This window comes from Sphingomonas sp. (genome assembly GCF_051962185.1).
Lineage (GTDB): Bacteria > Pseudomonadota > Alphaproteobacteria > Sphingomonadales > Sphingomonadaceae > Sphingomonas.
In genome coordinates, this window is record NZ_JBQCCN010000045.1 from 1 (window position 1) to 4781 (window position 4781).

A 4781-nucleotide genomic window follows, 5' to 3' on the forward strand; every position below is an offset into this window, starting at 1 on the left:
GAGACGCCGCGCGAGATGAACCCGATGAGCCCGAAATACCGGCTGCAGGTCGCGGTCTGGAAGAAGCTGCCGCTCTGGCTCGCCAACACGATGGGGCCGGTGATCGCCAAAGGCCTAGGCTAAGGTCCAATGGGCGATATCCTGTTCCTCGCGCATCGATCGCCGTTCCCGCCCGATCGCGGCGACAAGATCCGTGCGTTCAACGTGCTCAAATATCTCGCCGCGCGGAAGCGCGTGCATCTGCTCGCCTTCGCCGACGATCCGCGCGACCTCAAGCAGAGCAAGGGGCTGGTGTCGCTGACCGCGAGCCGCTCGATCATCTGGCGGTCGAAATCGCGGCCCAAGGCGCTGATCGAGGCGCTGGCGCAGCGCAAGGCCGCGTCGCTGACCGCGTTCGACAATCGCGTCATGCACGATGCCGTCGCCGACATCCTGGCGCGCCGTTCGATCGACACGATCTACGTCTTCTCCAGCCAGATGGCGCAATATGTGCCGGCCAAGACGCGGGCACGCGTCGTGATGGACTTTTGCGACATGGATTCGCTCAAGTTTGCCGATTACGCGCGCGGATCGCGCGGTCCGATGCGCTGGCTGATGCAGCGCGAGGCGAACCTGCTGTTCCAGTTCGAGCGGCAGGTCGCGCGACGCGTCGATGCCAGCCTGTTCGTCAGCGAGGCCGAGGCGGCGCTGTTCCGCACGCGGACCGGTGCCGCCAACGTCCAGGTGGTCGAGAACGGCATCGATACCGATTTCTTCGATCCCGCCGCGTCGTTCCGCCATATCGACACCACCGGCAGGCTGATCGCCTTCACCGGCCAGATGGATTACCGCCCCAATGTCGAGGCGGTGACCTGGTTCGCCGAGACGGTCCTCCCGCATATCCGTCTCGCGCATCCCGACGCGGTGTTCGCGATCGTCGGGCGCAATCCGACCGATGCGGTCAAGGCGCTGGCCAAACAGGATGGCGTCAAGGTGACCGGCGAAGTCGCCGACGTGCGGCCCTGGCTCGACGCCGCGGCCTGCGTCGTCGCGCCGCTCAAGATCGCGCGCGGTATTCAGAACAAGGTGCTCGAGGCGATGGCGATGGAGCGCCCGGTGGTGGCGAGCAATGCCGCTGCCGAAGGGATCGATCATGACGGCACGATCCTGAGCGGCGACAGCGTGGCGGAGGTCGCCGCTGCGGTGAACGGCCTGCTTGCCGATCCGGCCGCCGCGGCGGCAATGGGGCGCAAGGCGCGAGAGAGGGTCAAGGCGCGCTATGGCTGGGACGCGCGGCTGGCGGCGCTCGACAGCTTGATCGCGCCGGCATCGAAGGGCGCACCTCCGACGACCCGGCGAAAGGCGGCGGCATGACCAGCGTCGCCGGTTCCGCCCCGCAATTGCCGATTGCGATCTTGCCGGCCTGGCGCCGGCCATTGGTTGCGCTCGCCACGGCGATGGCGCTGATCCTGCTGATGTTCCGGCACGACGTCGCGGCGCTCGCGACGCTCTACTGGACCAACACGACCTTCGGGCATTGCCTGTTCATCGCGCCGGTGGTCGGCTGGCTGGTGTGGATCCGGCGCGCCGAACTGGCGCGGTTGACGCCCCAGGCCTGGGCGCCGGGATTGCTGCTGGTCGCGGCCGGCGGGTTCGGCTGGCTGCTCGGCGATGCCGGCGGGGTGTCGTTCGCGCGGCACCTGGGCGTCGTGATGATGTTGCAGGGTGCGGCGATCACCTTGCTCGGCTCCAATGTGACGCGCGGGCTGCTGTTCCCGATCGCCTATGCCCTGTTCCTGGTGCCGTTCGGCGAGTTCATGGAACCGCCGCTCCAGACGATCACCGTGTGGATGACGATGCATCTGCTCCACCTGGTCGGCGTCGCGGCGACGGTGAACGGCGTGCTGATCACCGCCGGCGACAAATATTTCGAGGTGGCCGAGGCCTGTTCGGGCTCCAAGTTCGTGATCGCGATGATCGCGTACGGCGTGCTGGTCGCGAACCTCTGCTACCGCACATGGCCGCGGCGGATCGTGTTCATGACGATGGCGATCATCGTGCCGGTGCTGGCCAATGGCGTCCGCGCGTTCGGGACGATCTATGCCGCGGTGCTGACCAGTGTCGAGCAGGCGACCGGATACGACCATATCGTGTTCGGCTGGATCTTCTTCGGGCTGGTGATGGCGATGGTGCTGGCGATCGGCTGGAAATGGTTCGACCGCGCGCCCGATGCGCCGGCATTCGATCCGGCGACGCTGCAAGGGCCGGTGCGCTGGCCGCTCGATACGATCGTGGCGGCGTTGCTGGTGCTCGCGGTGGCAGCGTCCTTCACGGCCTGGTCGTCCGCGATCGCCAGCCGCGCTCAGGTCCTGCCGCAGCATATCGATCTGCCCCAGGTCGCGGGCTGGAACCGTGCGCCGGTCAGCACGCGCGCGCCGTGGACGCCGACCTATCCGGGCGCCGACCATCAATTGTTCGGCCGCTATGTCGACGATCAGGGCGATGCCGTCGATCTCGCCATCGCGGTCTATGGCAGCCAGCATCAGGGCAAGGAGGTCGTCGGCTTCGGCATCGGCGTCATGCAGCAGGACGATCGCTGGGTGCGGATCGAGGATCTCGACGATCTCGATGGCGGCACGGTCATGCGGATCACCGCGCCGGGCCCGGTCGAGCGCCAGGTCGCGACCTGGTACCGGATCGGCAATGTCCTCACGTCCGATCCCAAGGTCGTGAAGCTCCAGACACTCAAGGCCAAGCTGTTCGGCGGGCCGCAGCGCGCGGTGGCGATCCATCTCTCGGCCGAGGCGTTGCCGGGGCACGATCCACGCGCGGCGATGGCGAAATTCCTCGCGGCTTTGGGGCCGCTCGACGTGTTGGCGGATCGCAGCGCGGGAATGGGGCAGTGACTTCTTCCGTCATCCCAGCGAAAGCTGGGATCTCAAGCCGTATCGCGATGAGGCGTGAGACCCCAGCTTTCGCTGGGGTGACGGGGAATGTCGCGGTGACGGACGCAGGGAGCATCTAACACTATGTGCGGCATTGCCGGGGTCTATCACCCGGGGACCCCCAAGCCGGTCGAGCGCGCCCGTGTGCTGGCGATGGCCGACGCGCAGGCGCATCGCGGCCCCGATGGCGCCGGCGTGTGGACCGCGCCCGGCGTCGGCCTGTCGCACCGCCGGCTCGCGATCATCGACGTCGCCGGCAGCCCGCAGCCGATGCAGGACGGCGAACTGACCGTCACCTACAATGGCGAGATCTACAATTTCGCCGAGGTCCGCGCCGAGCTACAGAAAATGGGCGCCAAGTTCGTCACCCATGGCGATACCGAGGTGCTGCTCCATGGCTGGCGGCAATGGGGACCGGCGATGCTCGACCGGCTCAACGGCATGTTCGCCTTCGCGCTGCACGATGCCGGGCGGCAATGCCTGTTCCTGGCGCGCGACCGGCTGGGGGTGAAGCCGCTCCATTACGCCGAGCTGTCGGATGGATCGATCGCCTTCGCCTCCGAGCTGAAGGGCGTGCTGGCGCATCCCTTGCTGCGCCGTGCGCCGGACCTGTCGGCGATCGAGGACTTCATGGGGCTGGGTTATGTCCCCGACGATGCCTGTGTCGTCGCCGGCGTGAAGAAGCTCCCTGCCGCGCATTATCTGCTGATCGAGCGCGGCCGGCCGGCGCCGCGGCCGCAACGCTGGTGGGACCTGGACTTCACCTCGCGCGCCAACGGATCGCTCAAGGATCTCGAAGCCGAACTGGTCGAGCGGATGCGGCTGGCGGTGAAGCTGCGCATGGTGTCCGACGTGCCGCTCGGCGCATTCCTGTCGGGCGGGGTCGACAGCTCGGCAGTGGTTGCCTTGATGGCCGAATTGTCGACTGGCGCGGTCAAGACCTGCACCATCGGCTTCCAGGAGGCCGGGCATGACGAGCGCGCTTATGCCGATGCGATCGCGGCGCGCTATCATACCGATCATCGCGAGCGCGTGGTCGCTGCCGACGATTTCGCCTTGCTCGACCGGCTGACCCAGGCGTTCGACGAGCCCTTCGCCGACGCTTCGGCGCTGGCGACCTATCGCGTGTGCGAGTTGGCGCGCGAGCAGGTGACGGTAGCGCTGTCGGGCGACGGCGCCGACGAGGCCTTCGCGGGGTATCGCCGCTACAAGTTCCAGGCGGCCGAGGAGCGCGTCCGCTCGCTGCTGCCGCGCGAGATGTCGGCCAATGTGTTCGGCACCCTGGGCCGGCTCTATCCCAAGGCCGATTGGGCGCCGCGGCCGCTCCGCGCGAAGACGACCTTGCTGGCGCTCGCCGAGGATGGCGGCACGGCTTATGCGCGCTCGGTCGGGGTGACGACGCCGGCGCTGCGCGAGAAGCTCTTCAACGCCGCGGCGTGGCGCCAGCTCGGCGGGCATCGTGCCGAGGATCGCTACATCGCGACGATGCGCGACGCACCCGCGCGCGATCCGCTCGACCGCGCGCAATATGCCGATATCCGCCATTGGCTGACCGGCGACATCCTGACCAAGGTCGATCGCACCAGCATGGCGGTCAGCCTGGAAGCGCGCGAGCCGTTGCTCGACTATAAATTGATGGAGTTCGCCGCGACGCTGCCGGTGTCGCTGCGCCTGAAGCGCGGGCAGGGCAAGTGGCTGATGAAGAAGGCGATGGAACGCTATCTGCCGCAGGATATCCTCTACCGGCCCAAGATGGGGTTCGTGACCCCGATCAGCGCCTGGTTCCGTGGTGCGCTGGCCGACGAAGCGGCGGCGCTATCGCGCTCGCCAAGATTGCTGCAATGGTTCGACGGTCCG

At 67.5% G+C, this 4781-nt stretch carries 3 protein-coding genes and 1 pseudogene; all 4 read left to right on the forward strand.

What is annotated here, in order from left to right; genetic code table 11:
• Positions 1 to 123: pseudogene (locus ACTHJR_RS02850) on the forward strand (FemAB family XrtA/PEP-CTERM system-associated protein); the annotation flags it as partial.
• Between the two features lie 6 nt (positions 124 to 129).
• Positions 130 to 1353 carry a TIGR03087 family PEP-CTERM/XrtA system glycosyltransferase gene (locus tag ACTHJR_RS02855; protein ID WP_440521563.1) on the forward strand — a complete coding sequence of 408 codons (1224 nt, stop codon included), beginning with the start codon at positions 130 to 132 and terminating at the stop codon, positions 1351 to 1353.
• Positions 1350 to 2885: an exosortase A gene (xrtA, locus tag ACTHJR_RS02860; protein WP_440521564.1), complete on the forward strand. Its 1536-nt coding sequence runs from the start codon at positions 1350 to 1352 to the stop codon at positions 2883 to 2885. Before ACTHJR_RS02855 ends, xrtA begins: the two co-directional genes overlap by 4 nt.
• 123 nt (positions 2886 to 3008) lie before the next feature.
• A partial coding sequence (locus ACTHJR_RS02865) for an XrtA/PEP-CTERM system amidotransferase (RefSeq protein ID WP_440521565.1) occupies positions 3009 to 4781 on the forward strand: 1773 nt, incomplete at its 3' end.